The organism is Ferruginibacter sp. (assembly GCF_014377975.1).
In the GTDB taxonomy this organism is placed as follows: Bacteria; Bacteroidota; Bacteroidia; order Chitinophagales; family Chitinophagaceae; genus Ferruginibacter.
In genome coordinates this window covers 1-2,528 of sequence record NZ_JACMOO010000216.1, presented here as the reverse complement: position 1 = coordinate 2,528, position 2,528 = coordinate 1, and the positions used below count along the sequence as shown (strand labels likewise).

Annotated in this window: 3 protein-coding genes; all 3 read right to left on the bottom strand. The window is 36.0% G+C overall.

Annotation, left to right across the window (positions count from 1 at the left end; translation table 11 throughout):
* Window positions 1-857 (bottom strand): DegT/DnrJ/EryC1/StrS aminotransferase family protein (locus H7254_RS11920; protein WP_301933175.1); only part of this gene is annotated, 857 nt, incomplete at its 3' end.
* Between the two features lie 17 nt (window positions 858-874).
* Window positions 875-1,723 carry a methionyl-tRNA formyltransferase gene (locus H7254_RS11915; protein ID WP_301933174.1) on the bottom strand — a complete coding sequence of 283 codons (849 nt, stop codon included), beginning with the start codon at window positions 1,721-1,723 and terminating at the stop codon, window positions 875-877.
* A 4-nt stretch (window positions 1,724-1,727) separates the two neighbouring features.
* Window positions 1,728-2,528 (bottom strand): DegT/DnrJ/EryC1/StrS family aminotransferase (locus H7254_RS11910; RefSeq protein ID WP_301933173.1); only part of this gene is annotated, 801 nt, incomplete at its 5' end.

Sequence of the window (2,528 nt, the reverse complement as noted above, 5' to 3'; positions counted from 1 at the left end):
TTATTGACCAATAACTGTGGTAAGATAATGTTAGCGTTGTTGATATTATCTTTAAAATATTGAGCAATTACTCTGCGCTTTTGATTATCTGCTTCCATCCGTTCTAGCTTTACCCTCAGTACAGCAGCCTGTATTTCATCGAGCCTTGAGTTTAAGCCATGGTACTCATTACGATATTTAACCTGTGAACCATAGTTGGCAATTGTTCTTACCATTGTTGCCAATTCATCATCATTGGTAGTTACTGCACCTGCATCTCCTAAAGCGCCTAAGTTTTTGCCGGGATAAAAACTATGCCCTGCTGCATGGCCAATATTGCCTGATATTTTTATTTTGCCGTCAGCAGCCACATATTCTGCCCCCTGTGATTGAGCAGCATCTTCAATCAACTTCAGGTTATATTTGGTTACCAGTATTTCTATTTCGGGGTGCATGGCAATCTGCCCGTATAAATGCACCATCATGATAGCCCTCGTGCGATTGGTTATTTTTTCTTCTATCAAAAATGGATTGATATTGTAACTATTGATATCGGGTTCAACCAGCACCGGAACCAGGCGGTTATCGGTAATGGCAAGTATAGAGGCAATATAAGTATTGGCTGGAACAATAATTTCATCGCCTTCTTTCATCAGCCCCATTTCTATCCAGGCTTTTAAAATCAACCTGAGTGCATCTAAACCGTTGGCCACGCCGATACAATGTTTAGCACCGCAATAGGCCGCATATTCTTTTTCAAATTGTTTGGTTTCTTCTCCCAATAAATACCAGCCGGATTGCACCGCCCTTTGTATTGCCTGCGATAAGGCAGGTTCAAAGGATTGGTTGATGGCTTGCAGGTCAAGAAATTTTATCAAAGTTCGAATTTTATAAGTTAATTTAAAATATCTCCAATTTGCAATAACCTGTCACATTCAACTATCAAAACCCCATCGGCAGTTGCAATAATATATTTCCCATCAATTGTCTTATTAAGAACTTCCCCATTTACATTGCCTGAAAGGCTTGACTTTATCCTAATTTTTTCATCCTTTAGGAAACAATATGCATTTGGGTAAGGATCCGATAATGCTCTGACGAAATTGTGCAAATACCTGGTTTTATTGTTAAAATCAATTTTACTATCCTCTGGTAATCTTTTTGGCGCCCAAATTATTTCACCTATTTGTTTCTTGGGGTATAAGGTATTTGTTCGTAATTGATTTAAGACAGTAATGAGTAAACTATTGGAAAGATTGATTAGCTTTTCTTTAATTGAATTGATATCATCAGTGTTTTTAACTTCAACAAAATCCTGCAAAAGCACGCTTCCAGCATCAACTTCTTCTGCCATTAAATGAACTGTTGTTCCCTGGAAAGGTTCATCATTCAGAAGAGCTGCGCTAATTGGATGATAACCCCGGTATTTAGGAATGGCACCAGTATGTATATTTATTGGAGTCTTTACCAGTGACAAAATTTCCTTTGGTAAAATAAAAGGAAATGAAACGCTTACATAACTGTCAGCATCCAATTTTTGTATAAATTGTATTATTTCGAAAATGCTATTTTTAAAGTTTCTTAATTGTAAAACAGGAATCCCTTTTCCCTTCGCAATTAATAAAACTTCAGGAGCTATAATATCTTGATAAGAAATAATTGCAGCAGGAATAATATCATCATTTAAAAGATTTCTCAAGATGTAAGAACCTATTTCTTTCCCCCCAAAAAAAACAAATTTCATCGTTTTAAGATTTTATAAATGAAGCTATAACCTGAACGAAATAATCAAAATCTGTGTATCTTAAGTTTTGATGCACCGGGATAAAAAAAGAGGACTCACCATAAAAAATACTGCATTGAATACCATGTGCATACAGGTGTTCTTTTAATGGAGGTAAATAAATGCCGGCATCTTTTACCCTAAACATAAATACACCGGGCGCTATTCCATCGCTTAAAGCAAATCTTTCTTGAAACAAGTTTTTATCCAGCGAATTTTTCAGGTAGTTGTAATGGGCAATTCTTTTTTCAATGATGCTTTTTTCATCAACAATATAATGAGACAATACATTTTTAATGTACTGCAGTTTTTCATTGTTAAGTTTTGTTGTGTTGGAAAATGGTCTGTTCGCCGTTAACAACCCTCCCATTTGGAGTGGAAACATTTTAGGAAAACTATAGATGGCAAAATCACCGGTTACGCCGATTTCATTTCCCTCATCCGTTGAAAAAAAACTATGGCAGCAGTCTTCAATAATAGGAAGATTGTATGTTTGTAGTTTTTCTATTTGTTTATAAGGATATCCAAATTCATGGTTAACGAAAATGAGCTTTGTTTGATCAGTTATTTCTCTTGACCATTGGCAGAATTTTTCTATCTCTTTGGTAACACAGCCACTGATATAAAAATTGCCGGAGGAAGTAAAAATAGTTACCACATCTTCCGGCTGCAGATGATACTGCTGTAACGCTATGTTGATGGCTTTTCTTCCATCTGCGACATACGTAAAAGAACGTTCCTTAAAACGGTTTGCGAAATAATCATC

What these genes read in the sequence shown, in the direction of transcription:
- H7254_RS11915 (WP_301933174.1), bottom strand. Translation starts at nt 1,723, where the DNA reads ATGAAATTTGTTTTTTTTGGGGGGAAAGAAATAGGTTCTTACATCTTG.